At 55.5% G+C, this 24781-nt stretch carries 25 protein-coding genes; 14 read left to right on the top strand and 11 right to left on the bottom strand.

Translation table 11 applies throughout. From position 1 onward, the window contains the following. The first annotated feature begins 5 nt into the window (after window positions 1–5). From F3J29_RS05165 to F3J29_RS05140, 6 genes are all read left to right on the top strand, one after another. Window positions 6–1568, top strand: coding sequence for an anthranilate synthase component 1 (locus F3J29_RS05165; RefSeq protein WP_166863546.1), 1563 nt, complete (start codon window positions 6–8; stop codon window positions 1566–1568). After that, window positions 1568–3163, top strand: a complete 1596-nt coding sequence (trpD, locus tag F3J29_RS05160) for a bifunctional anthranilate synthase glutamate amidotransferase component TrpG/anthranilate phosphoribosyltransferase TrpD (protein WP_166863544.1) — start codon at window positions 1568–1570, stop codon at window positions 3161–3163. Before F3J29_RS05165 ends, trpD begins: the two co-directional genes overlap by 1 nt. Window positions 3164–3167: 4 nt before the next feature. Next, window positions 3168–4529, top strand: coding sequence for a bifunctional indole-3-glycerol-phosphate synthase TrpC/phosphoribosylanthranilate isomerase TrpF (gene trpCF / locus F3J29_RS05155; protein ID WP_166864969.1), 1362 nt, complete (start codon window positions 3168–3170; stop codon window positions 4527–4529). Between the two features lie 12 nt (window positions 4530–4541). Continuing rightward, window positions 4542–5732 (top strand): tryptophan synthase subunit beta, encoded by a 1191-nt coding sequence (gene trpB / locus F3J29_RS05150; RefSeq protein ID WP_008454293.1) that lies wholly within the window; start codon window positions 4542–4544, stop codon window positions 5730–5732. Beyond that, complete coding sequence (gene trpA, locus F3J29_RS05145) at window positions 5732–6538, top strand: tryptophan synthase subunit alpha (RefSeq protein WP_166863541.1); 807 nt, start codon at window positions 5732–5734, stop codon at window positions 6536–6538. Before trpB ends, trpA begins: the two co-directional genes overlap by 1 nt. A 368-nt stretch (window positions 6539–6906) precedes the next feature. Next, the gene (locus F3J29_RS05140; protein ID WP_166863539.1) at window positions 6907–7956 is read left to right on the top strand and encodes a hypothetical protein; all 1050 of its coding nucleotides are present in this window, start codon (window positions 6907–6909) and stop codon (window positions 7954–7956) included. 84 nt (window positions 7957–8040) lie between these two features. Here F3J29_RS05140 and ompW read toward each other — a convergent pair whose 3' ends face one another. After that, a complete protein-coding gene (ompW, locus tag F3J29_RS05135) occupies window positions 8041–8673 on the bottom strand; it encodes an outer membrane protein OmpW (protein ID WP_166863537.1) in 633 nt (210 codons plus the stop codon). Between the two features lie 287 nt (window positions 8674–8960). Here ompW and F3J29_RS05130 point away from each other — a divergent pair, with 287 nt between their 5' ends. Genes F3J29_RS05130 through yciA form a run of 4 tightly spaced genes read left to right on the top strand, consistent with a single transcriptional unit; the run spans window position 8961 to window position 11134 of the window. Next, window positions 8961–9371 carry a YkgJ family cysteine cluster protein gene (locus F3J29_RS05130; RefSeq protein ID WP_166863535.1) on the top strand — a complete coding sequence of 137 codons (411 nt, stop codon included), beginning with the start codon at window positions 8961–8963 and terminating at the stop codon, window positions 9369–9371. 28 nt (window positions 9372–9399) lie between these two features. Next, window positions 9400–10143 carry a YciC family protein gene (locus F3J29_RS05125; RefSeq protein ID WP_039294109.1) on the top strand — a complete coding sequence of 248 codons (744 nt, stop codon included), beginning with the start codon at window positions 9400–9402 and terminating at the stop codon, window positions 10141–10143. Window positions 10144–10202: 59 nt separating this feature from the next. Continuing rightward, window positions 10203–10739 (top strand): septation protein A, encoded by a 537-nt coding sequence (locus F3J29_RS05120; RefSeq protein ID WP_166863533.1) that lies wholly within the window; start codon window positions 10203–10205, stop codon window positions 10737–10739. Beyond that, the gene (gene yciA, locus F3J29_RS05115) at window positions 10739–11134 is read left to right on the top strand and encodes an acyl-CoA thioester hydrolase YciA (RefSeq protein ID WP_008454281.1); all 396 of its coding nucleotides are present in this window, start codon (window positions 10739–10741) and stop codon (window positions 11132–11134) included. The genes F3J29_RS05120 and yciA overlap by 1 nt, the downstream gene beginning before the upstream one ends. A gap of 38 nt (window positions 11135–11172) precedes the next feature. Here the strand turns inward: yciA and F3J29_RS05110 are convergent, their stop codons facing one another. Further along, window positions 11173–12099 carry a LysR family transcriptional regulator gene (locus tag F3J29_RS05110; protein WP_166863531.1) on the bottom strand — a complete coding sequence of 309 codons (927 nt, stop codon included), beginning with the start codon at window positions 12097–12099 and terminating at the stop codon, window positions 11173–11175. 78 nt (window positions 12100–12177) lie between these two features. Here F3J29_RS05110 and F3J29_RS05105 point away from each other — a divergent pair, with 78 nt between their 5' ends. Then, entirely contained in the window at window positions 12178–12831 is a 654-nt protein-coding gene (locus F3J29_RS05105; RefSeq protein WP_166863529.1) for an SDR family oxidoreductase, read from the top strand. Window positions 12832–13099: 268 nt separating this feature from the next. On the opposite strand, the gene tonB is transcribed toward F3J29_RS05105, so the two are convergent. After that, the gene (gene tonB / locus F3J29_RS05100) at window positions 13100–13825 is read right to left on the bottom strand and encodes a TonB system transport protein TonB (RefSeq protein ID WP_166864966.1); all 726 of its coding nucleotides are present in this window, start codon (window positions 13823–13825) and stop codon (window positions 13100–13102) included. A gap of 224 nt (window positions 13826–14049) precedes the next feature. On the opposite strand from tonB, the gene F3J29_RS05095 reads away from it, so the two are divergent. After that, a complete protein-coding gene (locus tag F3J29_RS05095) occupies window positions 14050–14346 on the top strand; it encodes a YciI family protein (RefSeq protein WP_166863527.1) in 297 nt (98 codons plus the stop codon). Window positions 14347–14431: 85 nt separating this feature from the next. Here F3J29_RS05095 and F3J29_RS05090 read toward each other — a convergent pair whose 3' ends face one another. Then, a complete protein-coding gene (locus F3J29_RS05090; RefSeq protein ID WP_008454259.1) occupies window positions 14432–14611 on the bottom strand; it encodes a YciY family protein in 180 nt (59 codons plus the stop codon). Window positions 14612–14757: 146 nt separating this feature from the next. Here F3J29_RS05090 and cls point away from each other — a divergent pair, with 146 nt between their 5' ends. Both cls and F3J29_RS05080 read left to right on the top strand, forming a co-directional pair. After that, window positions 14758–16218 (top strand): cardiolipin synthase, encoded by a 1461-nt coding sequence (cls, locus tag F3J29_RS05085; RefSeq protein ID WP_166863525.1) that lies wholly within the window; start codon window positions 14758–14760, stop codon window positions 16216–16218. A gap of 37 nt (window positions 16219–16255) precedes the next feature. Beyond that, entirely contained in the window at window positions 16256–16585 is a 330-nt protein-coding gene (locus F3J29_RS05080; RefSeq protein WP_008454257.1) for an HI1450 family dsDNA-mimic protein, read from the top strand. A gap of 33 nt (window positions 16586–16618) precedes the next feature. Here the strand turns inward: F3J29_RS05080 and F3J29_RS05075 are convergent, their stop codons facing one another. From F3J29_RS05075 to F3J29_RS05045, 7 genes are all read right to left on the bottom strand, one after another. Further along, window positions 16619–17464 carry an ion transporter gene (locus F3J29_RS05075; protein ID WP_166863523.1) on the bottom strand — a complete coding sequence of 282 codons (846 nt, stop codon included), beginning with the start codon at window positions 17462–17464 and terminating at the stop codon, window positions 16619–16621. Between the two features lie 51 nt (window positions 17465–17515). Continuing rightward, entirely contained in the window at window positions 17516–18520 is a 1005-nt protein-coding gene (gene oppF / locus F3J29_RS05070; RefSeq protein WP_039294149.1) for a murein tripeptide/oligopeptide ABC transporter ATP binding protein OppF, read from the bottom strand. After that, a complete protein-coding gene (locus F3J29_RS05065) occupies window positions 18517–19530 on the bottom strand; it encodes an ABC transporter ATP-binding protein (protein WP_039303721.1) in 1014 nt (337 codons plus the stop codon). Before F3J29_RS05065 ends, oppF begins: the two co-directional genes overlap by 4 nt. Before the next feature lie 10 nt (window positions 19531–19540). Next, window positions 19541–20449 (bottom strand): oligopeptide ABC transporter permease OppC, encoded by a 909-nt coding sequence (gene oppC, locus F3J29_RS05060; protein WP_085540125.1) that lies wholly within the window; start codon window positions 20447–20449, stop codon window positions 19541–19543. Window positions 20450–20461: 12 nt separating this feature from the next. After that, entirely contained in the window at window positions 20462–21382 is a 921-nt protein-coding gene (oppB, locus tag F3J29_RS05055; protein WP_008454251.1) for an oligopeptide ABC transporter permease OppB, read from the bottom strand. 108 nt (window positions 21383–21490) lie between these two features. Further along, window positions 21491–23122, bottom strand: a complete 1632-nt coding sequence (gene oppA / locus F3J29_RS05050; protein ID WP_166863521.1) for an oligopeptide ABC transporter substrate-binding protein OppA — start codon at window positions 23120–23122, stop codon at window positions 21491–21493. Between the two features lie 803 nt (window positions 23123–23925). Then, window positions 23926–24573, bottom strand: coding sequence for a YchE family NAAT transporter (locus F3J29_RS05045; RefSeq protein ID WP_008454247.1), 648 nt, complete (start codon window positions 24571–24573; stop codon window positions 23926–23928). Window positions 24574–24781: the final 208 nt, after the last annotated feature.

Here is a 24781-nt window from a genome sequence, read left to right as displayed (position 1 = left end):
CTAAAATGCAAACACAAAAACCGGCACTTGAACTCCTGAGCAGCGAAGCTGCCTACCGTGAAAACCCAACGGCCCTTTTCCACCAGCTGTGCGGCGCGCGCCCTGCGACGCTGCTGCTGGAGTCCGCGGACATCGACAGTAAAGACGACTTAAAAAGCCTGCTGCTGGTCGATAGCGCCATGCGCATTACGGCTTTAGGTGACACCGTCACCTTACAGGCATTGTCTGCCAACGGCGCTTCCCTGTTACCGCTGCTGGATGCCGCTCTGCCGGCTGGCGTCGAAAACGAGCACTTCCCGGATGGCCGCACCCTGCGCTTTCCGACGGTCAGTACGTTATTAGATGAAGATGCGCGCCTGTGCTCGCTGTCGGTCTTTGACGCATTCCGCATTATGCAGGAGCTGGTCAGCGTACCTGCGGATGAGCGCCATGCAATGTTCTTCGGCGGCCTGTTTGCCTACGATCTGGTGGCCGGCTTTGAGGACCTGCCGCAGCTGAAACAGGACAATCGCTGCCCGGATTACTGCTTCTACCTGGCCGAAACCTTATTGACCATCGATCACCAGAAAAAGCAAACCCGCATTCAGGCCAGCCTCTTTACGCCGTCGGACAGCGAAAAACAGCGCCTGCTGAAACGCACCGAACAGCTGCGCCAGCAAATCAGTGAACAGCCTGCTGCCCTGCCGGTGCAAAAAGTGGAGCACATGAGCTGCGATGTCAATCAGAGCGACGAAGAGTTCGGCGCGGTTGTACGCCAGATGCAAAAAGCCATTCGCATCGGCGAAATTTTCCAGGTTGTGCCGTCCCGCCGCTTCTCGCTGCCTTGCCCGTCACCGCTGGCAGCGTATCAGACGCTGAAGAAGAGCAACCCAAGCCCGTACATGTTCTTTATGCAGGACAACGATTTCACTCTGTTCGGGGCTTCCCCGGAGAGCTCGCTGAAATACGATGCCACCAACCGACAGATTGAGATCTACCCGATTGCCGGCACGCGTCCCCGTGGCCGCCGCGCCGACGGGTCGCTGGATCGCGACCTGGACAGCCGCATTGAGCTGGAAATGCGCACCGACCATAAAGAGCTCTCTGAGCACCTGATGCTGGTTGACCTGGCGCGGAACGATCTCGCCCGCATCTGTACGCCGGGCAGCCGCTACGTGGCGGATTTAACCAAAGTTGACCGTTACTCCTTTGTGATGCACCTGGTATCCCGCGTTGTTGGCGAACTGCGCCACGACCTGGACGTGCTGCACGCCTACCGCGCCTGTATGAATATGGGCACCCTGAGCGGCGCACCGAAAGTGCGTGCGATGCAGTTGATTGCCGGTGCCGAAGGCGTTCGTCGCGGCAGCTACGGCGGCGCGGTGGGTTACTTCACCGCCCACGGCGATCTCGATACCTGCATCGTCATCCGCTCAGCGTACGTTGAAGACGGCATTGCCACCGTGCAGGCTGGCGCTGGCGTTGTCCTTGATTCAGACCCGCAGTCCGAAGCCGACGAAACCCGCAACAAAGCCCGCGCTGTTTTGCGCGCCATTGCTACCGCGCATCACGCCCAGGAGATTTTCTAATGGCTGACATTCTGCTGCTCGATAATATCGACTCATTCACTTATAACCTGGCGGACCAGCTGCGCGCGAACGGCCACAACGTGGTGATTTACCGTAACCACGTGCCGGCCCAGACGCTGATCGAACGCCTGGCCACCATGGACAACCCGGTGCTGATGCTGTCTCCGGGACCGGGTGCCCCAAGCGAAGCGGGCTGTATGCCGGAATTACTGACGCGTATGCGCGGTAAGCTGCCGATTATCGGCATTTGCCTGGGCCACCAGGCCATTGTGGAAGCGTACGGCGGCTACGTCGGCCAGGCGGGCGAAATCCTGCACGGCAAAGCCTCCTCCATTTCCCATGACGGCGAAGCGATGTTTGCCGGGCTGCCTAACCCGCTGCCGGTGGCGCGCTACCACTCCCTGGTGGGCAGCAACATTCCTGCCGGCCTGACCATTAACGCACATTTCGACGGTATGGTGATGGCCGTTCGCCACGAGGCTGACCGGGTCGTCGGCTTCCAGTTCCACCCGGAATCCATCCTCACCAGCCACGGCGCACGCCTGCTGGAGCAGACCCTCGACTGGGCGCTGCAGAAGCTGAAGCAGGCCAATACGCTACAGCCGATCCTCGACAAGCTTTATCAGGCGCAGACCCTGAGCCGCGAAGAGAGCCACCAGCTGTTTTCCGCCATCGTCCGCGGTGAACTGAAGCCAGAGCAGCTGGCGGCCGCGCTGGTCAGCATGAAGGTTCGCGGTGAACACCCGAACGAAATCGCCGGCGCCGCATCTGCCCTGCTTGAGCACGCCGCGCCGTTCCCTAGCCCAAGCTATGAGTTTGCCGATATCGTCGGCACCGGCGGCGACGGCAGCAACAGCATTAACATCTCCACCGCCAGCGCCTTTGTGGCCGCCGCGGTCGGACTAAAAGTCGCCAAACACGGCAACCGCAGCGTTTCCAGCCGTTCGGGCTCCTCCGATCTGCTGGCGGCGTTTGGCATCAACCTGGAAATGAACGCGGATGCCTCCCGCAAAGCGCTGGACGAGCTGGGCGTTTGCTTCCTGTTTGCGCCTAAGTACCACACCGGATTCCGCCACGCGATGCCGGTTCGCCAGCAGTTGAAAACGCGTACCCTGTTCAACGTTTTAGGGCCGCTAATCAACCCGGCGCATCCGCCGCTGGCACTGATCGGCGTCTACAGCCCTGAACTGGTGCTGCCGATTGCAGAAACCCTGCGCGTTCTCGGCTACAAGCGTGCGGCAGTCGTTCACAGCGGCGGCATGGATGAAGTTTCGCTCCACGCGCCAACGCTGGTTGCGGAACTGAATCACGGCGAAATCAAAAGCTATCAGCTGACTGCCGCCGATTTCGACCTCCCGGCCTATCACCAGGAAGCGCTGGCGGGCGGTACGCCGGAAGAAAACCGTGACATTCTGACCCGCCTGCTACAAGGTAAAGGTGAGACCGCGCACGAGTCTGCCGTCGCGGCTAACGTCGCGATGCTGATGCGATTGCACGGTCATGAAGACTTGAAGGCTAACGTCAAAAAAGTGCTGGATGTACTTCACAGCGGAGCCGCATATGACCGCGTCACCGCGCTCGCAGGAAGAGGATAAGGGAATGCAGGAAACCGTTTTAAACCGCATCGTGGCTGATAAGGCGCTGTGGGTCGAAGCCCGCAAACAGCAGCAGCCGCTGGCGAGCTTTCAGAATGAGATTGTGCCAGCCACGCGGAACTTCTACCACGCGCTGCAGGGTGCCCGCACCGTTTTCATTCTTGAGTGCAAAAAGGCATCCCCGTCTAAAGGGACGATCCGCGATGACTTCGACCCGGCTCGTATCGCCGGTGTTTATAAGCATTATGCCTCTGCCGTGTCGGTCCTGACCGACGAGAAATACTTCCAGGGCAGCTTCGATTTTCTGCCGATCGTCAGCGGCATTGTCAGCCAGCCGGTGCTGTGCAAAGACTTTATTATCGACGCTTACCAGATTCATCTGGCGCGCTTTTACCAGGCGGACGCCTGCCTGCTGATGCTTTCGGTGCTGGACGATGAACAGTATCGCCAGCTGGCCGCCGTGGCCCACAGCCTGAACATGGGCGTGCTGACCGAAGTCAGCAACGAAGAAGAGCTGGAGCGCGCCATCGCGCTCGAGGCCAAAGTGGTCGGCATCAACAACCGCGACCTGCGCGATCTGTCCATTGACCTGGACCGCACTCGCCAGCTGGCACCGCGCCTAACCCACGGCGTCACGGTGATCAGCGAATCGGGCATCAATAATTACGCTCAGATTCGTGAACTCAGCCACTTCGCCAACGGATTTCTGATTGGCTCCGCGCTGATGAGTGAAGATGACATGAACGCTGCGGTACGCCGCGTGCTGCTTGGGGAGAACAAAGTCTGCGGCCTGACGCGAGGGGAAGATGCTCGTGCGGCTCAGGAAGCCGGGGCGCTATACGGTGGCCTGATCTTCGTGCCGACTTCACCGCGTTTCGTCACCGACGATAAAGCTGCCGCAGTCATTGCCTCCGCGCCGCTTCGCTACGTGGGTGTATTCAGAAATACGCCGGTAACAGATGTTGTGGAGAAAGTAGAGACGTTCTCGCTGAGCGCAGTTCAGCTTCACGGCGCTGAGACCCAGGCATACATTGATGAGCTGAGAACGCTGCTGCCGGAGAGCACGCAAATCTGGAAAGCGTTGAGCGTGGCTGATTCGCTGCCTGAACGTAATCTACAGCACGTCGATAAATACGTGTTCGATAACGGCCAGGGCGGCACCGGACAAAGCTTTGACTGGCGACTGTTAGCCGGACAAAAGCTGGACAACGTGATTCTGGCGGGCGGCCTCGGAGCGGATAACTGCGTGGAAGCGGCTAAAGCCGGCTGCGCGGGACTGGATTTCAACTCTGGCGTGGAAAGCGCGCCGGGAATAAAAGATGCTAACAAGCTGGCTGCGGTCTTCCGGACCCTGCGGGCTTACTAAGGAAGAGATACCATGACTTTACTGAACCCTTATTTTGGTGAATTTGGCGGGATGTACGTGCCGCAGATCCTGATGCCTGCTTTGCGCCAGCTCGAAGAAGCTTTTGTGGCGGCGCAAAGCGACGCTGAGTTCCAGGCGGAGTTTACCGACCTCCTGAAGAACTACGCGGGCCGTCCAACGGCGCTGACCAAGTGCAAAAACCTCACCGCAGGCACCAACACCACGCTGTACCTCAAACGTGAAGATCTGCTTCACGGCGGCGCGCACAAAACTAACCAGGTGCTGGGCCAGGCACTGCTTGCCAAACGCATGGGCAAAACCGAAATCATCGCCGAAACCGGCGCGGGTCAGCACGGCGTAGCTTCTGCGCTCGCCAGCGCCCTGCTCGGCCTGAAGTGCCGCATTTATATGGGGGCCAAGGACGTCGAGCGCCAGTCGCCAAACGTCTTCCGTATGCGCCTGATGGGGGCCGAAGTCATTCCGGTGCACAGCGGCTCATCCACCCTGAAAGATGCCTGTAACGAGGCGCTGCGCGACTGGTCTGCAAGCTATGAAACCGCGCACTACATGCTCGGCACCGCCGCAGGTCCGCACCCGTTCCCGACTATCGTGCGTGAATTCCAGCGCATGATCGGCGAAGAAACCAAAGCGCAGATTCTGGAAAAAGAAGGTCGCCTGCCTGACGCGGTAATCGCCTGCGTGGGCGGTGGCTCCAACGCTATCGGTATGTTTGCCGACTTTATCGATGAAACCAGCGTGGGCCTGATTGGCGTTGAGCCAGCCGGGCACGGGATTGAAACCGGCGAACACGGCGCCCCGCTGAAGCACGGCCGCGTGGGGATCTACTTCGGTATGAAGTCGCCGATGATGCAAACCGACGAAGGGCAAATCGAAGAGTCGTACTCTATTTCTGCCGGGCTGGACTTCCCCTCCGTGGGGCCGCAGCACGCATATCTGAACAGCACCGGCCGCGCCGATTACGTCTCCATTACCGATGACGAAGCGCTGGATGCCTTTAAAGCGCTGTGCCGCAGCGAAGGGATTATTCCTGCGCTGGAGTCTTCCCACGCCCTCGCCCATGCCTTAAAAATGATGCGCGAGAACCCTGAAAAAGAGCAGCTGTTGGTAGTGAACCTCTCTGGCCGCGGCGACAAAGACATCTTCACCGTCCACGATATTCTGAAAGCACGAGGGGAAATGTAATGGAACGTTATCATCATCTGTTTGAACAGCTGCAGGCCCGCAAGGAAGGCGCATTCGTTCCCTTCGTGACGCTGGGTGACCCGAACCCTGAGCTTTCGCTGAAAATTATTGATGCGCTGGTTGAAGGCGGCGCGGATGCGCTCGAACTGGGCATTCCGTTCTCCGACCCGCTGGCGGATGGCCCAACCATCCAGGGCGCGGCGCTGCGGGCTTTTGCCTCTGACGTAACGCCGACCCAGTGCTTTGAAATGCTGGCGACGATCCGCCAGAAATACCCGGAAATCCCGATCGGCCTGCTGATGTATGCCAACCTGGTCTTTAACCGTGGCATCGACGAGTTTTACGCGCTGTGCGCCAAAGTGGGCGTGGACTCCGTGCTGGTTGCAGACGTGCCGGTGGAAGAGTCCGCTGAATTCCGCCAGGCCGCAATGCGCCACAACGTCGCGCCTATTTTCATCTGCCCGCCAAACGCCGACGACGCGCTGCTGCGCGAAATTTCGACCCATGGCCGGGGTTACACCTACCTGCTTTCCCGCGCAGGCGTTACCGGCACCGAAACGCGCGCCCAGCTTCCGCTGCATCATTTAATTGAGAAACTGGGTGAATATCAGGCCGCGCCGCCTCTGCAGGGCTTCGGCATCTCCGAACCTTCTCAGGTGCGCGATGCCATTGCCGCCGGAGCAGCAGGCGCGATTTCAGGCTCTGCGGTGGTGAAAATCATCGAAAAGAATCTGGCACAGCCTGAGGTGATGCTCGGTGAACTGAAGCAGTTCGTACAGAACATGAAAGCCGCCACGCGCGGGTAAGTAAAATGTAAGGGGTACGCCAGAAGTATCCGAAATATCAGGCATAGTGGTTTTATATAATTATTGATTGCTCATTCTTTTCAATATGATAGCCGCTATGCCTGCGCCTTTCTCCAGACCGTTTTCATCCTCCCCGCCTTCTTTTAGCGGCTGACAGCAAAAACCGCATGCATTGCGACTTTGCTCTTTGTATTTTATCGCCTCTGGGAAACGAGGATCGCAGGAAGACGACCCTGAAGCAGTCAACCCTCTTCTGTCGGGTTTGCACTCACACCAAAAAATTTGGAGCGGAAAGCACGTTCTGACGCTGGCGACAGTCAGCGATAAGAATAAAAACATTTTGCTATGCATACACAGGATCGCACATCGTGCCTGACACCACTCTTTTCACGCAGATTTCCAGAGCCATAACCTGCTTTGCTTTCGTATTATTCTCTTTAACGCTCGGCTTACCTCAGGCATTTGCCCAGGCACTCCCCCGCATAGTCGTGCCCATTCATGCCAAACTGATGGCCAACGATGGCCTGCGTTATAGCGTGACGCTGACCATTGGCGGTAAACCGGTGGAAACCATGCTGGATACCGGTTCGGTCGGCCTCCGCGTGATGCCGGGCGTACTCAACGTCGACAATGTAGAGCGACTCAACAAGCCTGAACACGTGCAATATTCCAGCGGCGTGCAGCTGGATGGTGAGCTTGTCAGGACGCAGGTCGGGTTTGAGGGCGTGAACATACCAACCGTGATTCAGCTGGTTGAATCCGCCCAATGCAATGCCATCCGGCCACATTGCATTGCCTCCAAAGCGCCGATCGATCAATTTCGTATGGGCGGCGACCCCGTTAGCGCTGGCTACAAAGCTATTCTTGGGATCGGCATGACCCGTAACAATGCGCCTAATCCCCTGTTAGCACTGGGTGAGCGCTGGATAGTGATTCTCCCTCGCCCGCATGACAGCGAGCCCGGTAAGCTGATTATTAACCCGCTGAATGCCGAAACCAGTGGGTTCAGACAAATCGCATTATCGGCTCAGCCGCCAAAACCGGGGGATACACATCACTACTGGAAAGATAGCGAGATTGATGGCTGCCTGGAACGGCTTGATACCGGGGAAAAAGTCTGCGGGAAAAACATCATTGATAGCGGCTCCGAAGGCTTTATTTACTTCAGCGCCGATCCACAGGCACAGGACAAATGGCCTGACGGCACGCCTGTGCACTACACGCTAACGCTGGCGGACGGCAGACAATTTGGCCAGCGCTTTAAGGTCGCGAAAGATGGCGGCCGTTACATACACCACATCGTCAATCTGACCAAACACAGCCTGAACACCATCAACGGCGGGATTATCACCTATTTTGATAACTCTGTTTTATACGATCAAACTGCCGGAACGATTGGATTAAAGGCACGGCATTGATACCGGGAGTGATAGCCATTAATCCCTTCCGGGAGGAATAAACCTGACCGGGCGGGTCCGTTGAAGGACTGCCCGGTAACAGCCTTAGAAGCGGTAGCCCGCAGAGAACATAAACACCCACGGGTCGATGCGCGTCTTGATGCTCTGCTGGTCTCCCTCCGCTTTGAATTTCACCGTGGTGTCGATGTCCATATACCAGACGGACATGTTCAGCAGCCAGTCTTCGTTCACCAGATAATCCAGCCCGACCTGACCCGCAGCGCCCCAGGAGTCTTTCACTTTCAGATCGCTCAGGCCCGCGCTTTTGCCGGTGTCGTTGAAGCTTGCATCAAAGAAAGTGGTGTAGTTTACCCCGACGCCCACGTAAGGCCGCACTTTGCTGCCCGCATCGCCAAAGTACCACTGCGCCATCAGCGTAGGCGGCAGCTGGTGCACGGTGGCAAGATCACCGGTTGGCCCAAGCCCAACCTTGTGACGGAACGGCGTCGCCGCCAGCAGCTCAATCCCGATGTTATCGGTGACCATATAGTCGAAGGTCAGCCCCAGCTGCGTATTGTTATCAACTTTAAAGCCACCCATTTTGAGCACATCATCCGAACCCGCAGTGGGTCGAACCGTCGCGGTACCCGCGCGCATAAAGAACTCCCCCGCCTGATGCGCCGACGCCGCACCGGACAGACATCCCATCGCCAGTAATGCCAGTGTGAGTTTTTTCATAGCCCTTCCCTTGTTATGGTTTTTAACAGCGGGCTGAATATACTTAGAAAGAAGTACAAAGTGATCTAACATCGATCACACTTTATCCACTAATTTAACATTCAATGATCTGGATTAATTTTTTGTTGCGCAGCGAAAAACAACAAACCGAAACCAGATCAACTTTGTGAATAATCACATCCTGAAAATTCTTCCCCATCCACCTCTTGCAAAAAAACCTGCCCTGGCTAATTTGGATGCTTTCTCCTCAACCGTTGAAACGTGAAATCAGACGTTGCAGGTGCAAGATGAGCGATAACCCTTGTATGACTTGTGGTGCCTGTTGTGCTTACTTTCGTGTCTCTTTCTACTGGGCTGAAGCCGACGACGCCGGCGGCCTGGTTCCTTCGCATTTAACCGAACCTGTTACCCCTTTTCTGCGCTGCATGAGCGGCACCAACCAGCGCAACAGCCGCTGCGTGGCGCTGGAGGGCGAGCCGGGCCAGCGGGTCAGCTGCGGCATTTATGAAAATCGTCCTTCGCCGTGCCGCGAGTTTGCGATGTCCGGGGAAGACGGCGTCACCAACGATGCCTGCAACCGGGCACGAGCCCGCTACGGCCTGACGCCGCTGTACGGAACTGACGCTATTCAACCGCTTATAGAAAGTCTTTGTGGTGCCACGGCAGCCTCATCCAGGGTACAATTGCCCCCAGATTGATAACCGCTAGCAACATCAAGGAGAGTGCATGTCTATCACGGCAGGTTCCGTATACCGTGACACGGGGAATTTTTTGCGTAATCAGTTTGTTACCATATTGCTGATTGCGTTACTTTGCGCCTTAATTTCGGTGATTATTGGCCGTGCGTTCTCGCCCAGCGAAGAACAAATGGCGATTCTGAGTGAGGGAGATAACCTGGCGGGCAGCGTCGGGCTGTTTGATTTAGTGCAGAATATGTCGCTGGAACAGCAGCAAGTGTTACTGAAAGCGTCTGCGGCCTCCACGTTTTCGGGCCTGATTGGCAACGCTATTCTGGCAGCCAGCATGATGGTGCTGATGCAAATCGTTTCTGCAGGCCAGCGCGTTAGCGCCCTGCGCGCGATTGGTGCCTCTGCTCCCGTGCTGCCAAAAATGTTCATTCTGATCTTCCTGACCACGCTGCTGGTGCAAATCGGCATCATGCTTGTGGTTGTGCCCGGCGTGCTGCTGGCTATCCTGCTCTCGCTTGCTCCGGTGATGCTGGTACAGGATAAAATCGGGATTTTCCGCTCCATGCGCAGCAGCCTGCGCCTTGTGTGGGCGAACATGCGCCTTGTCGCCCCTGCGGTCGTCGCCTGGCTGGCGGCTAAAACGGCGTTACTGCTGCTGGCATCCAGCTTTGCTGCGCTGTCGCCGGAAGCCGGGGCCGTGATTGCGAATACCATAAGCAACCTGATTTCAGCCGTGCTGCTGATCTACTTATTCCGCCTGTACATGTTGATACGTCAATAACCTTCCCCGACTCCTGACCGCGCGTTATAGTCAGGAGTCACCTCTTTACGGAACAGATTATGAAGCAGTTTCTCGACTTCCTGCCCCTGATTGTCTTCTTTGCCTTTTATAAAATGTACGACATTTTTGTCGGCACCTGGGCGCTGATCATCGCCACCGCCCTCGCCCTGGTTTACAGCTGGGTGAAGTACCGCAAGGTGGAAAAGACCACGCTGGTCACCTTCGTGATGGTTGCCGTGTTTGGCGGCCTGACCATTTACTTCCACAATGCCGAATTCATTAAGTGGAAAGTCACGCTGATTTACGGCCTGTTCGCCGCGGCGCTGCTGTTTATGCAGTTCGGCATGAACAAGTTGCTGATTCAGAGCATGCTGGGTAAAGAAATCACTTTGCCAACCGAAGTGTGGTTTCGCCTGAATATCGCCTGGGCGCTGTTCTTCATCGCCTGCGGGTTATTGAATATTTACGTGGCGTTCTGGCTCCCGGAAAGCATCTGGATTAACTTTAAAGTGTTCGGGCTGACCGCCATCACGCTGGTCTTTACCCTGCTGAGCGGCGTCTACATCTACCGTCATATGCCAAAGGAAGAGCAGTAATGCCGAACGAATTACCGCAAGGTGAATTAGTGCTGCGCACCCTGGCGATGCCAGCGGACACCAACGCCAACGGCGATATTTTTGGCGGCTGGCTGATGTCGCAGATGGACATGGGCGGTGCCATTCAGGCCAAAGAGATCGCCCATGGCCGCGTCGTGACCGTACGCGTAGACGGCATGACTTTCCTGAAGCCGGTGGCGGTGGGCGATGTAGTGTGCTGCTACGCCCGCTGCGTTAAGCGCGGGACAACGTCCATCACCATCAATGTGGAAGTCTGGGTGAAAAAGGTCTCTTCCGAGCCTATCGGCCAGCGCTACAAAGCCACCGAGGCGATTTTCATCTACGTAGCCGTGGATAAAGAAGGCAAGCCTCGCGCGATACCTCAGGCCGAGTAACTCTCCTGCCCGGTTACGCCGGGCAGTTTATTTTCCCCTCACGCGACCGACCGGTTTTCCCCCATTTCCTGCAGAAGATAATCAATAAACAGGCGCGTTTTGGCCGGAATCAATCGCCCCGGCGGCATAATGCCGTAGACGCCACCCCGATCCTGGCCTTTCCAGTCGGGCAACACCCGAACCAGCTGCCCGCGATCAATCTCGGCCGTGATAAGCCAGTCGGGCACCAGGGCTATCCCCAATCCATCCACCGCCGCCTGCAACAGGGCTTCTGAGTTGTCCGTCTGCATCGGGCCTTTAATTCGCACGGTGGCTTTGCTGTCGCCGTTCACCAGAATCCAGTCTGGCCAGCTGGCATGACTCACCAGCCCCAGGCAATGATGCTCGCTGAGGTCCGAGGGGGAAGCGATCTCGCGCTGTCCCAGCCAGGCCGGGGAAGCCACTAGCTGGTATTCAAACTGCCCCAGCGTGCGGGCAATCAGCGCGCTGTCGGTCAAACGCCCGACGCGGATGGCCACATCGTAGCCCTCGGCCACCAGATCCACCAGCCTGTCGGTAAACCTGACGTCCAGGTGAATGCCGGGATACTCGGCTAAAAAGGCCGACAGTTTGGGGATAATCCAGCGTCGGCCAAAGGTCAGCGGCAGAGAGATTTTAAGGTTGCCAACCGGGGCAGCCGTGAATTCACTGACTTCCAGCTGAGCATTGCGTAACTCATCCAGGATGCCCCGCACGCGGCGGTAAAAAAGCTCCCCGGCCTCGGTCAGCACAACATGACGCGTGGAACGAGCCAGCAGCCGGGTGCCCAACCGGGATTCAAGGTGCTGAATTCTTCTGGATATCACGGTAGCGTTGCGGTCCAGCACGCGCGCGGCTCCGGCAAAACCGTTGTTTTCCACCACCGCGGCAAAGGCGGCCAGCTCGTCAATTTTAAGATGTTCGCTGAATTCCTGCATATTTTGCATTAAACAATTGCTCCGGTGATGGATTATCTACATTTATGCAGATGATACAGTGCTCGTGAACTTATTGAGGAGTAAATGATGAAAACTTTTCTTAGCATTGGGGCCGGGCCGGGGATCGGCTATGCCACGGCGGAACGCTTCGCCCGTGAAGGTTTTGTGGTGATTTTAGCCGCAAGGAATGCCTCTAAGCTTGGCGAACTTGCGGCGCGCCTCGCCGGTAAAGGTTTCGAGGCGCACAGCAAAGTTGTCGATGCAGCCGATGCCCATGCCGTGGCGGCTTTAATACAAGAGACTGAGACCGAATTTGGCACGCTCGACGTGGTGCACTACAACGCGGCGCATCTGCACCCGGGGTCAGTGATCGACCAGCAGCTCGCCACCTTTAACCCCGACCTTGCGGTCAATATCGGCGGAGCGCTGGCCGCCTCCCAGGGCGCATTGAAAACCATGTTTGCCCGCGGGCGCGGCGCCCTGTTGTTCACCGGCGGCGGCTGGGGAGTGCACCCCAACCCGGAATACATTTCGATCAGCATTGGCAAAGCAGGCGTTCGCGCCCTGACGCTGGGACTCTTCCCATATGCCAGAGCGCATGGCGTGCACGTGGGATCCGTCACGGTAGCGGCGCTGATTGAGCCGGACTCCGCCGAGGCCACCGGCGTGGCCGATACGTTCTGGGCGCTGTACCAGCAGCCCGAAGCCGAATGGGTGGCTGAGATGACGTTTAGCGGGTGAGGTTAGCCTGATTCTGATGGCGGTAAACGCCCCGGCAGCACCGGGCTTTATGCTGCTGGGAAGTAAAGTTCCAGGGCTAGCCTCGCGGAGTTGAGTGCGGGACCACGTCCATCAATATGGAAATTTGGGTGATAAAGGTCTCTTCCGAGCCTATAGGCCAGCGCTAGTTAGCCTAATTTTGTAAAACAACACCCCTGTCAGTTTAAAAAATGCACAAATAAAAAAGGCCACGCAATTTTATGCATGGCCTTTTAAAAACGGATTTTGATTAATCCATACTTGCGCCGCCGCTAATGCGGAATTTGATATTGACGGTAATACCCTGCCCAGGCTTCCCGCTCTCATAGCGCCATTTCTTCATCGCCTGCTTCACTTCACGTTCAAACATATTTGCAGGCTGAGCGGAAAGAATCTCCACGTTATTCACGCGGCCATCGGCATCAACGTCAAACTTCACGCGAACGTTGCCGTCTATGCGCAGAGCGAAAGCGCGGGTTGGGTACTCCGGCTTGCCGCGGCTGATAACGCGCGGCCCGGTATTTACCGACGGAGCTGGCGCTGCGGGAGCCGGTTTCGCCGCCGGCGTTGGCGCTGGCTGCACTGGCGCATTATTTTCAAACGGAGAAGCCTGGCGCGGCTCAACCGGCTTAACTTCACGCTTCGGCTGCTCAACCTTTTTCACCGGCTTTGGCTTCGGTTTTGGCTTCGGCTCAGGCTTGTGAATCACAACGGGCGCCTCTTTCGGCGGCTCGGGGATCGGCTCTGGTTCAGGTTCAGGTTCCGCGACCGGCTGCGGCGGAGGCTGAACAACCTGAGGCTGAGGAGGCTCAAGATCGGCAGGCGCAACCATCGTGACGCTGATCGGCTGCGAGGGTGCTGGGGACTCAATAACCTGATGTACCGAGGCGAAGAGCAACCCGGCCACAACGGCACCATGCATCCCGACGGAGAGAAGAGTCGGCCACGGAAAGCGGCGAGGTAATTCCAGGGTCATTGACGTCATAATGGTTTCAGTGTCTTTCAAGAGACGACAATTTTAAATGCAAATAACAATCATATTCAACAACGCATTGCCTAAAGGCGCACTTTTTCCTGCTGTCTGCGCGAGTTTCCCGCTATTTTCTCAAGGATTTAACATCCTGTTTATCTTTCAATTGCAGTCTGTTCGCGGTTCACTTACCGTGGTTTACAACCCAACATTAAGAAGGAAGTGTGCCCGTGCTGTACGTTATTTATGCCGAAGATATTGCTGATTCCCTGGAAAAGCGCCTGTCCGTTCGCCCTGCTCACCTGGCTCGCCTTCAGGTGCTGCGTGACGAAGGTCGGCTACTGACCGCAGGCCCAATGCCGGCCGTTGACAGTAACGATCCCGGCAGCGCAGGTTTTACCGGCTCAACGGTGATTGCCGAGTTTGCCTCTCTGGCAGAGGCGAAGGCCTGGGCCGATGCAGACCCATATGTGACCGCCGGCGTGTACGCCAGGGTCTCAGTTCAGCCATACAAAAAGGTTTTTTAATCGCAGTCTTTGGCTTTCTTTTGGGTGGTCTGAAGGGACTGGAAAGAAGATTAGCTTGATGGGCACCGCACGCGGTGCCCGAGTCTTATGCCCAGCGATCGTGGATGGCAAACAGCAATGAATTACGCTGCTGGTTAACCAGGCACTTACGAATAGCATGAATGCGCATATTGCGCCGTGACTGGCTTTCCAGCCAACGCGCCCTGCGCTTTTGCGTTTGACGCTGCATACGCCAACGCCCGACTTCCGTTCTGCTACGTCTCATGTCTATAACTCAATTTTCTAAAAAAGACGCGTCATTATAGAACCTTCTGCCGGGCAAACCATCCGTTTTGCGTATACTTTTAGTGTTAAGCAATGAAAGTTCTGCGTACACTCTCAACTCTCCGGTTTCAAAAGGATTTTTAAGGCATGACAACCTTCTATACCGTGGTGAGCTGGCTGGTCATTCTCGGCTACTGGCTGCTTATCGCCGGCGTTACGCTGCGTATATTGATGAAACGCCGCGCCGTCCCTTCGGCAATGGCCTGGCTATTGATTATCTATATTCTGCCGCTGGTCGGGATTATTGCCTATCTCTCGGTGGGGGAGCTGCATCTCGGTAAACGCCGGGCAGAGCGCGCGCGCGCCATGTGGCCTTCTACCGCTAAATGGCTCAAAGAGCTGAAAAACTGTAAGCATATTTTTGCCTCAGAAACCAGCGAGGTTGCCAGCTCGCTGTTCCAGCTCTGCGAACGCCGCCAGGGCATTGCCGGTGTGAAAGGGAATCAACTTCAGCTGCTAACCAGTTCAGATGAGACCATGCAGGCGCTGATCCGTGATATTCAGCTGGCGCGCCATAACATCGAGATGGTGTTTTATATCTGGCAACCCGGCGGCATGGCCGACCAGGTGGCAGAATCCCTGATGGCCGCTGCACGGCGCGGTATTCATTGCCGCTTGATGCTGGACTCCGCGGGCAGCGTCGCCTTCTTCCGCAGCCCGTGGGCCAATATGATGCGCAACGCGGGTATTGAGGTCGTCGAAGCGCTGAAGGTTAACCTGATGCGTGTTTTCCTGCGCCGCATGGACCTGCGCCAGCACCGCAAAATGGTGATGATCGATAACTATATTGCCTATACCGGCAGCATGAACATGGTTGATCCCCGTTTCTTCAAGCAGGATGCGAATGTGGGTCAGTGGGTCGATTTAATGGCGCGTATGGAAGGCCCGGTCGCCACCGCAATGGGCATCGTTTACTCCTGCGACTGGGAGATTGAGACCGGGAAACGTATTCTCCCGCCGCCGCCGGATGAAAACATCATGCCGTTTGAAGAGGCCAGCGGGCACACTATCCACACTATCGCTTCAGGGCCTGGCTTCCCTGAAGACCTGATTCACCAGGCGCTGCTGACCTCCGTTTATGCGGCGCGTGAATACCTGATTATGACGACCCCGTATTTCGTGCCGAGCGATGATTTACTCCATGCGATTTGTACCGCAGCGCAGCGTGGCGTGGACGTGAGCATCATCGTGCCGCGCAAAAACGATTCTTTACTGGTGGGCTGGGCAAGCCGCGCGTTCTTTACTGAACTGCTCGCGGCCGGCGTGAAGATTTACCAGTTTGAAGGCGGGTTACTGCATACTAAAAGCGTGCTGGTTGACGGGCAATTAAGTCTGGTCGGCACGGTTAACCTGGATATGCGCAGCCTGTGGCTGAATTTTGAGATTACGCTGGTCATCGATGATGAAGGTTTTGCCGGTGATTTAGCCGCGGTGCAGGATGACTATATTTCCCGCTCGCGGCTATTAGACGCGCATTTATGGTTAAAACGCCCGCTCTGGCAGCGGATGGCAGAGCGACTGTTTTACTTCTTTAGTCCGTTGCTGTAAAACGTGGCGCATCGGCACTCGATAAGTGGATGTAGAGATGGAAATGGATCTGAATAACCGCCTGACCGAAGACGAGACTTTAGAACAGGCGTACGATATTTTTCTCGAGCTGGCGGGCGATAACCTCGATCCTGCCGACATTATTCTTTTCAATCTGCAGTTCGAGGAGCGCGGCGGTGCGGAGCTGTTTGACCCGGCCGAAGACTGGCAGGAGCACGTCGATTTCGATCTGAACCCTGATTTCTTCGCGGAAGTGGTGATCGGGCTGGCGGATACCGACGGCGGTGAACTGAACGATATTTTTGCTCGTGTCCTGCTGTGCCGTGAGAAAGACCACAAGCTGTGCCACATCCTGTGGCGTGAGTAATCTTTCCTGCGCGGCTCTCAGGCCGCGCTGTGACTATTTCTCATTGGGCGGAAGATGCTCCCCGCAGGTTTTGCAGTAATGCGCGTTGCTGGCATGATCCTGCTGATGGCAGCGCACACACTCCCTCACCGACCGCCTTCTTTGCATATCCTGCGACATCTGCGCCGTTAAAATCCCGGTAGGGATCGCAATCACCGAATAACCAATCAGAATCAGCAGCGAGGCCACGAAACGGCCCAGCGCAGTGTGCGGCACAATGTCACCATAGCCAACGGTTGTCACCGTCACAACGGCCCAGTAGACCGCTACGCCCAGGCTGGTAAAGCCGTTGGCCTTCCCTTCTATACCGTACATCAGCGCACCCGCGGCGACCATCACAATGGCAATAAACGAGTAGAACAGGATCAGCTGATTGCTGGCGTTAATCAGGCTGCGCCAAAGGCTTTTGAGCGCCGGCATGTAGCGCAGGAGTTTAAGAATACGCAGCACGCGAATAGCGCGCATCGCTCGCCAGGCAAAATAGTAGTGGATAGCAAACTCTGGCCACAGCCACAGAACGTACAGCGGCAGCATGGTCGCCAGGTCGATAATGCCCCAGAAGCTAAACACGTAGCGGATGGGCTGCGGCCAGGTCAGGACTCTCAGCAGATATTCACAGGTGAACAGCAGCGTGAAGATGATTTCCAACCAGATAAACAGCTGCCATTCGCCGTAGGTCAGCCGGGGGTCGCTCCCGACGCTGGATTCGGTAAAAACGACGGCAACGCTGAGCAGCGCCAGCAGGCCGCAAAACGCCTCGAACCGGCGCCCTGAGCGAGTATTTTGATCGAACAGAAATCGGTAAAGCAGCGCACGAAGTGATGAAATGTTGCCTGGCACGGTGATCCTCGCAAAAAGAAAGGGCCAGCGCGGTGCTGGCCCCAGGCGAGATTATAGCGGGTCAACCTTCAGACAGGAAACCGCATGGCGGAAACTGCCTTCCAGCACCGGACGCGTTTTCGCACATTCCGGGCCGGCAATCGGGCAGCGGGTACGGAACACGCAGCCTGATGGCGGATTGATGGGCGACGGCAGCTCCCCTTCCAGCAGCTGGATAGTTTTATTCTTTTCCAGATCCGGATCGGGAATCGGCACCGCCGACATCAGCGCTTTGGTATAAGGGTGCAGCGGATTGTGGTACACCTCATCGTAGGTGCCCAGCTCCACCGCATGGCCCAGGTACATGACCAGTACGCGATCGGAGATGTGCTTCACCACCGCGAGATCGTGGGCGATAAAGATCAGCGACAGCCCCATTTCGCGCTGCAGTTTCTGCAACAGGTTAACCACCTGCGCCTGAATGGACACGTCCAGCGCGGAGACCGGCTCATCGCAGATGATGAGTTTTGGCTCAAGAATCAGCGCACGAGCGATACCAATACGCTGGCACTGGCCGCCGGAGAACTCATGCGGGTAGCGGTTGACCAGGTTTGGCAGCAGGCCGACTTTCATCATCATCGCCTTCACGCGGTCGCGAACTTCCTGCTTCGGCATTTTTGGATGATAGGTCAGCAGCGGCTCGGCGATAATATCGCCGATGTTCATGCGCGGGTTCAGAGAAGCCAGCGGATCCTGGAAAATCATCTGAATATCGCTGCGCACGTCGCGCCACTCTTCCGGCTTCATGCCCAGAAGATCTTTCCCCAGCCAGGCCACGCGGCCATCGGTCGCTTTCACCAGGCCAATGATGGCGCGGGCAAAGGTCGATTTACCGCAGCCGGACTCGCCTACCACGCCGAGGGTTTCCCCTTCGTACAGACGCAGCGTCACGCCATCCACGGCTTTCAGGGTTTTGGAGGGCTGCCAGAACCACTGTTTGCCGTCTTTGATGTCAAAATGCACCTTCAGGTCAGCGATTTCTAACAGAACTTTTCTCTCTTCTGCAACGGTGCTCATGCTAATTCCTCCACCGGTCTAAAGCAGGCACGCAGGCGGCCATCACCAAACTGCTCCAGTGGCGGAGCACTATTACACGCTTCCATCGCAAACTGGCAGCGAGGCTGGAACGGACAGCCCTGCGGCAGACGCAGCAGGTTCGGCGGGTTGCCTGGAATGGTCAGCAGGGATTCGCCTTCCGCATCCAGACGCGGCACCGCGTTCAGTAAACCGATTGAGTACGGATGTACCGGCTTGTAGAAGACATCACGTGCGTTGCCGTATTCCATCGTACGCCCGGCGTACATCACCAGCACTTTGTCGCAGATCCCAGCCACAACGCCCAGGTCGTGGGTGATCATGATGATCGCCGTGTTGAATTCGCGCTTCAGCTCGTTCAACAGCGTCATGATCTGCGCCTGAACGGTTACGTCCAGCGCGGTGGTGGGTTCATCAGCAATCAGCAGTTTTGGCCGGCACAGCAGCGCCATAGCAATCATCACGCGCTGGCGCATCCCGCCGGAGAATTCGTGCGGGAACATGCGCATACGCTTACGCGCTTCAGGCATTTTTACCGCATCCAGCATCCGCACTGACTCTTCAAACGCTTCCGCCTTACCGAGTTTTTTGTGCAGCATCAGCACTTCCATCAGCTGATCGCCCACGCGCATGTACGGATTCAGTGATGTCATAGGATCCTGGAAAATCATCGAGATTTGCTCGGCGCGCAGGCGGTTAAGCTGCGATTCCGGCAGGTTCAGGATCTCTTTGCCGTTGAATTTCGCAGAGCCGCCGATACGGCCGTTGGCCGCCAGCAGGCCCATCAGCGCAAAAGCCGTCTGGGATTTGCCCGAGCCGGACTCGCCGACGATGCCGAGGGTTTCACCGGCACGCAGGCTAAAGTTGAGGTCGTTTACTGCCGTGACGTCACCGTCCGGCGTGCCGAAGGTCACGCGCAGGTCTTTAACGTCGAGCAGGACCTCAGATTTGTTCAGTGGAGCGGCCACCGGAGAGGTTTCAATAGTACTCATGGAGGACTCCTTAACGATCTTTCGGGTCGAGGGCATCACGCAGGCCATCGCCGATAAAGTTAAAACAGAACAGCGTAACCACCAGGAAGCCTGCCGGGAACAGCAGAAGCCACGGTGATACCTCCATGGAGTTTGCACCGTCGCTTAACAGTGCTCCCCAGCTGCTCAAAGGCTCCTGCGTGCCGAGGCCCAGGAAGCTCAGGAAAGATTCGAACAGGATCATGCTAGGCACCAGCAGAGAGGCGTACACCACGACCACACCCAGCACGTTCGGCACAATATGGCGCAGAACGATGTTGAGGGTAGAAACACCGCCTACGTGCGCCGCTTCGATGAACTCTTTACGTTTCAGGCTTAGGGTCTGGCCACGCACAATACGCGCCATATCCAGCCAGGACACCATCCCGATAGCCACGAAGATCAGCAGGATGTTTTGCCCGAAGAAGGTCACCAGCAGGATAACGAAGAACATGAACGGGAAGGAGTTCAGGATCTCCAGCAGACGCATCATTACGGAGTCGATTTTGCCGCCGAGATAGCCGGCCAGGCAGCCGTACAGCGTCCCGACAATAACCGCCACCAGCGCAGCAGAAATACCCACCATAAGGGAGATACGTCCCCCAATGGCGACACGCACCAGCAGATCGCGACCGGACGAATCGGTCCCGAAATAGTGACCGGATGCCATATCAGGCGCCGCAGACATCATGCCCCAGTCGGTATCAAAGTAGGTAAACTGCGACAGCACTGGCGCAAAAGCCACGAACAGCGCAATCAGAGCCAGGACAAACAGGCTGGTGATCGCCGCGCGGTTATGGATAAAACGGCGACGCGCATCCTGCCACAGGCTGCGGCCTTCAACTTCCAGTTTTTCACTGAAGTTTTCCAGCGCCTCGCTGTTTTTCTTAGTCAACATTATGGCCACTCCAGCTTAGTAACGGATTTTCGGGTCGATAACGGCATACAGCACGTCAACTACCGCGTTGAACAGAATCGTCAGCGCACCGACCAGAATGGTCAGGCTGAGAACCAGTGAGTAGTCACGGTTCAGCGCCCCGTTAACAAACAGCTGACCGATGCCCGGCAAGCCATAAATTGTTTCAATAACCATGGAGCCCGTGATGATGCCCACAAACGCTGGCCCGAGGTATGACAGGACCGGCAGCAGCGCAGGTTTCAGCGCATGGCGCAGCACAATACGACGCATCGGCAGGCCTTTGGCGCGTGCGGTGCGAATAAAGTTAGAGTGCAGGACTTCAATCATTGAGCCGCGGGTAATACGCGCGATGCTCGCGATGTACGCCAAAGACAGGGCTATCATCGGCAGTATCATGTACTTCGGCGCCCCCCCGTTCCAGCCCCCACCGGGCAGCCATTTAAGGGTGATAGCGAATATCAGTACCAGCAACGGCGCCACCACGAAGCTGGGGATAACCACCCCCGTCATGGCAAAGCCCATTACCGTGTAATCCCATTTAGTGTTTTGATTCAGCGCCGCAACCACGCCCGCCGTCACACCCAGCACAATGGCAAAGATGAAAGCCGCTGCGCCCAATTTTGCGGATACCGGGAAGCTGGACGCCACCAGGTCATTGACCGAATAGTCTTTGTATTTAAATGACGGCCCAAAATCTCCGTGCGCCAGCTGTTTTAAATAGCTGAAGTACTGAGTGGTGATGGGATCGTTAAGGTGATACTTCGCTTCAATGTTCGCCATCACTTCTGGCGGCAGCGTACGCTCGCCGGTAAAAGGACTCCCCGGGGCGAGACGCATCATAAAGAAGGAAATCGTGATAAGAATAAAGAGTGTCGGAATTGCTTCCAGACAACGACGTAGAATAAATTTCAACATTGCCCGTACCTTCTGGCCTGTGCCTTTGCAGTGCGATGTAAATAAGACACGATGGGGCAGACCTTATCCACCGGCCGAAACCGGTGGGCCCTGCCCCACGAATTGCCATTAATGTTTGATAATGTATAAGTCTCTTACGTAGACATTATCCATCGGGTCTTTACCGGTGTAACCACCCACCCACGGCTTAACCAGACGGGCGTTAACGTAGTAGTAAACCGGGACGATGGCTGAGTCTTTATCCAGTTGTTGCTCAGCTTTCTCATACAGCGCGGTACGCTGGGCTTCGTCGGTCACTTTCAGGGTGTCGGCAATAATTTTGTCGAACGCCGGGCTCTTATAGTGCGCGGTGTTGTTAGAGCTGTCGGACAGCATGGTGTTCAGGAAGGAAGTCGGTTCGTTATAGTCCGCACACCAGCCCGCACGCGCCACGTCGAAGGTCCCCTGATGGCGGGTATCCAGGAAGGTTTTCCACTCCTGGTTCTCCAGCTTGACGTTCACGCCCAGGTTTTTCTGCCAGATAGATGCCACGGCAATAGCCAGCTTCTTGTGCAGATCGGAGGTGTTGTACAGCAGGTTGAAAGTCAGCGGCTTGTCTTTGGTGTAACCTGCTTCAGCCAGCAGTTTTCTGGCTTCTTCGTTACGCTTGTCCTGAGACCAGGTGAACCACTCTGGCGGGGTCAGTTTCGCGCCATCGGTATACGGTGGGGTATAACCATAAGCCGGCAGATCGCCCTGGTTTTTCACTTTGTTCACGATGATGTCGCGATCCAGGCCCAGTTTCAGCGCCGCACGAACGCGAGGATCGGTAAATGGTGCTTTCTGGTTGTTGATCTCGTAGTAATAAGTACACAGGTACGGATCGGCGTGAACTTCGGTTGGTATTTCTTTTTTCAGTTTCTGGAACAGCTCAATCGGCAGGTTGTTATACGTCATGTCGATTTCACCGCTGCGGTAGCGGTTAACGTCTGTTACTTCAGAAGAGATTGGCAGGTAGGTCACCTGGTTAATCACGGTTTTCGCGTTATTCCAGTAGTTGGTGTTACGCACCAGAACGATACGCTCGTTCACCACCCAATCTTTTAATTTGTATGCACCGTTGGTCACGATGTTGGCAGGCTGGGTCCATTTGTCGCCGAATTTCTCAACGGTAGCTTTCGGTACCGGAGAAACGGATGGGTGAACCAGCAGTTTGTAGAAGTATGGCACCGGCTCGCTCAGGGTGACTTCCAGAGTGTGGTCATCGATGGCTTTCACGCCCAGATCGCTGGTCGGCTTTTTACCGGCAATGATATCGTCGATATTGGTCAGGTGACCGTACTGCAGGTAGCTGGAATAAGGAGAGGCGGTTTTCGGGTCAGCCAGGCGCTGCCAGCTGTAAACAAAGTCCTGCGCGGTGACAGGTTCGCCGTTGGACCATTTAGCGTCTTTACGCAGATGGAAAGTCCAGACTTTATAATCTTTGTTGTCCCAGGACTCTGCCACGCCCGGAGATGGGTGGCCCTGCAGATCGCTTACCAGCAGACCTTCGAACAGGTCGCGGCTGATATTGGACTCTGGCACGCCTTCGATTTTGTGCGGATCAAGAGATTGAGGTTCTGAGCCGTTGTTACGAACCAGATCTTGTTTCTCTGCCAATTGCACACCCGCCGGAACATCTGCCGCCATCGCGACATTGCCAGCAATCAGCGCAGTTAAAATGCCCGCTGCAATCAGGCTTTTTTTAGTGATATTTGTCATTGTGTTGGTACTCCACTCATTATAATTACCGACCCGAAAGTCGGCCTCTTCCCCTCAGGGGTCCCTTACAGCGCAGGAGCGTTAAACGTCCGTACGGGATACTGCTTTCCTTACTACTTCGCTATCACCGACTTTATTTTCGGGCCGCTCGATTCGGCGACCTCATTACGTCGATTCTTTCTGCCGCCGATTGCGTGGTCGACGGCCATGATTTAGTTATTCGCAGGACATGATTACGCTGCGAAATCATTCTCATCTAGAAAAGAAACATTTTTCAGCGAATTGTTTTGCCCGGAAAGTATCAAAAGCTTCAGATACCCGCCAATACAATTTGCAAATTTGTTAACCATTTCTCTTTTATGGAGAGATTGTGGGGAGCGTTATGCCGGAAGGATGTTTATAAAAACTCAATCATAATCTTTATAATCATGGAGTTAGTATACTACTACCGCATTAGAAGAGAGGTCGATTTATCGCCTGCCTCATCACTCACAAAAAATTAACAATTGATTATTTTTTAGCACATTCCTCTGCGGGAAGGCATGAATTACTAATATCATCTCAATAAACCCGCAGCAAGCCTGATTGCATAACGACAGCTAAATATCATTTCGATCGCCACTTTTCTGTACAGCTTGTTACAAGGTCAACCTCTAATACACGGTTTTCCAAAGCATTTTCTTATGAAAGATTCGCATTTGCTTTTGCAATAATGAGGATAGCGGGCAGGTAAGATTTTCTTCTACTGAAAGAAAAAAAGCAGAATAGAGATTCTGCTTTTTCATTTGAAAGCGGCAGCGGAATTAACTTGTCAGGCCCGGGAAGATAGCCCTGACCCCGGTGACAATAAATTCGATCCCCAGAGACATCAGAAGCAGGCCCATAATACGGGTAATCACGTTGATCCCGGTTTGCCCCAGTATACGCACCAGCCACGGTGCAATGCGGAACAGCAGCCAACAGCAAAATGCAAACAGCGCAATGGCAAGGGAGAATCCCAGCAGATGACCCCAGCTATGATAGCGACTTCCCCAGACAATCGTTGAACTGATGGCACCCGGCCCCGCCATCAACGGTAATGCCAGGGGAACAACCCCCACGCTTTCGCGTATCGCGCTCTCCGACTTCTCTTGCTTGTTCTGTTTGTCTTCACCCAGCTTGCCGCTGATCATTGACATAGCAATCGTCACCACAAGAATGCCGCCGGCAATGCGGAATGAATCAATTGAAATACCAAAAACTTGCAGAATACCGTCACCCAAAAAAAGTGAGGTCCAGAGAATAATCGCCACCGAGAGATTGGCCGTGAGGTTGGTTTTATTTCTTGCTGCGGCACTCTGGTAACTGGTCATACTAATAAATACGGGAATGATCCCTACCGGGTTGACCAGAGCAAACATCCCGATAAAAAACTTAATATAGGTTGGCAGGTCGAAAAAGGATTGAGCCACACAAAACTCCGCAAATGGAAAAAGCAAAAGCAGGCGTAATGTAATGGAAAAGCCCCCCTGCCGCTACGCTATTTCCCTGCTTAATCGACGCCTGCAACAACTTATTTTAGCATCATGGCGAACTGTTACCTGAATGTTGAATTTGCGATACTTTGTTTTGACATTGCTGTGACTAAATTTTTAAAGATTTATCAATCACCTGGATAGT

Origin of the sequence: Enterobacter sp. Cy-643 (assembly GCF_011752815.1) — a bacterium.
In the GTDB taxonomy this organism is placed as follows: domain Bacteria; phylum Pseudomonadota; class Gammaproteobacteria; order Enterobacterales; family Enterobacteriaceae; genus Cedecea.
This window is presented reverse-complemented; position numbering and strand designations above follow the sequence as displayed.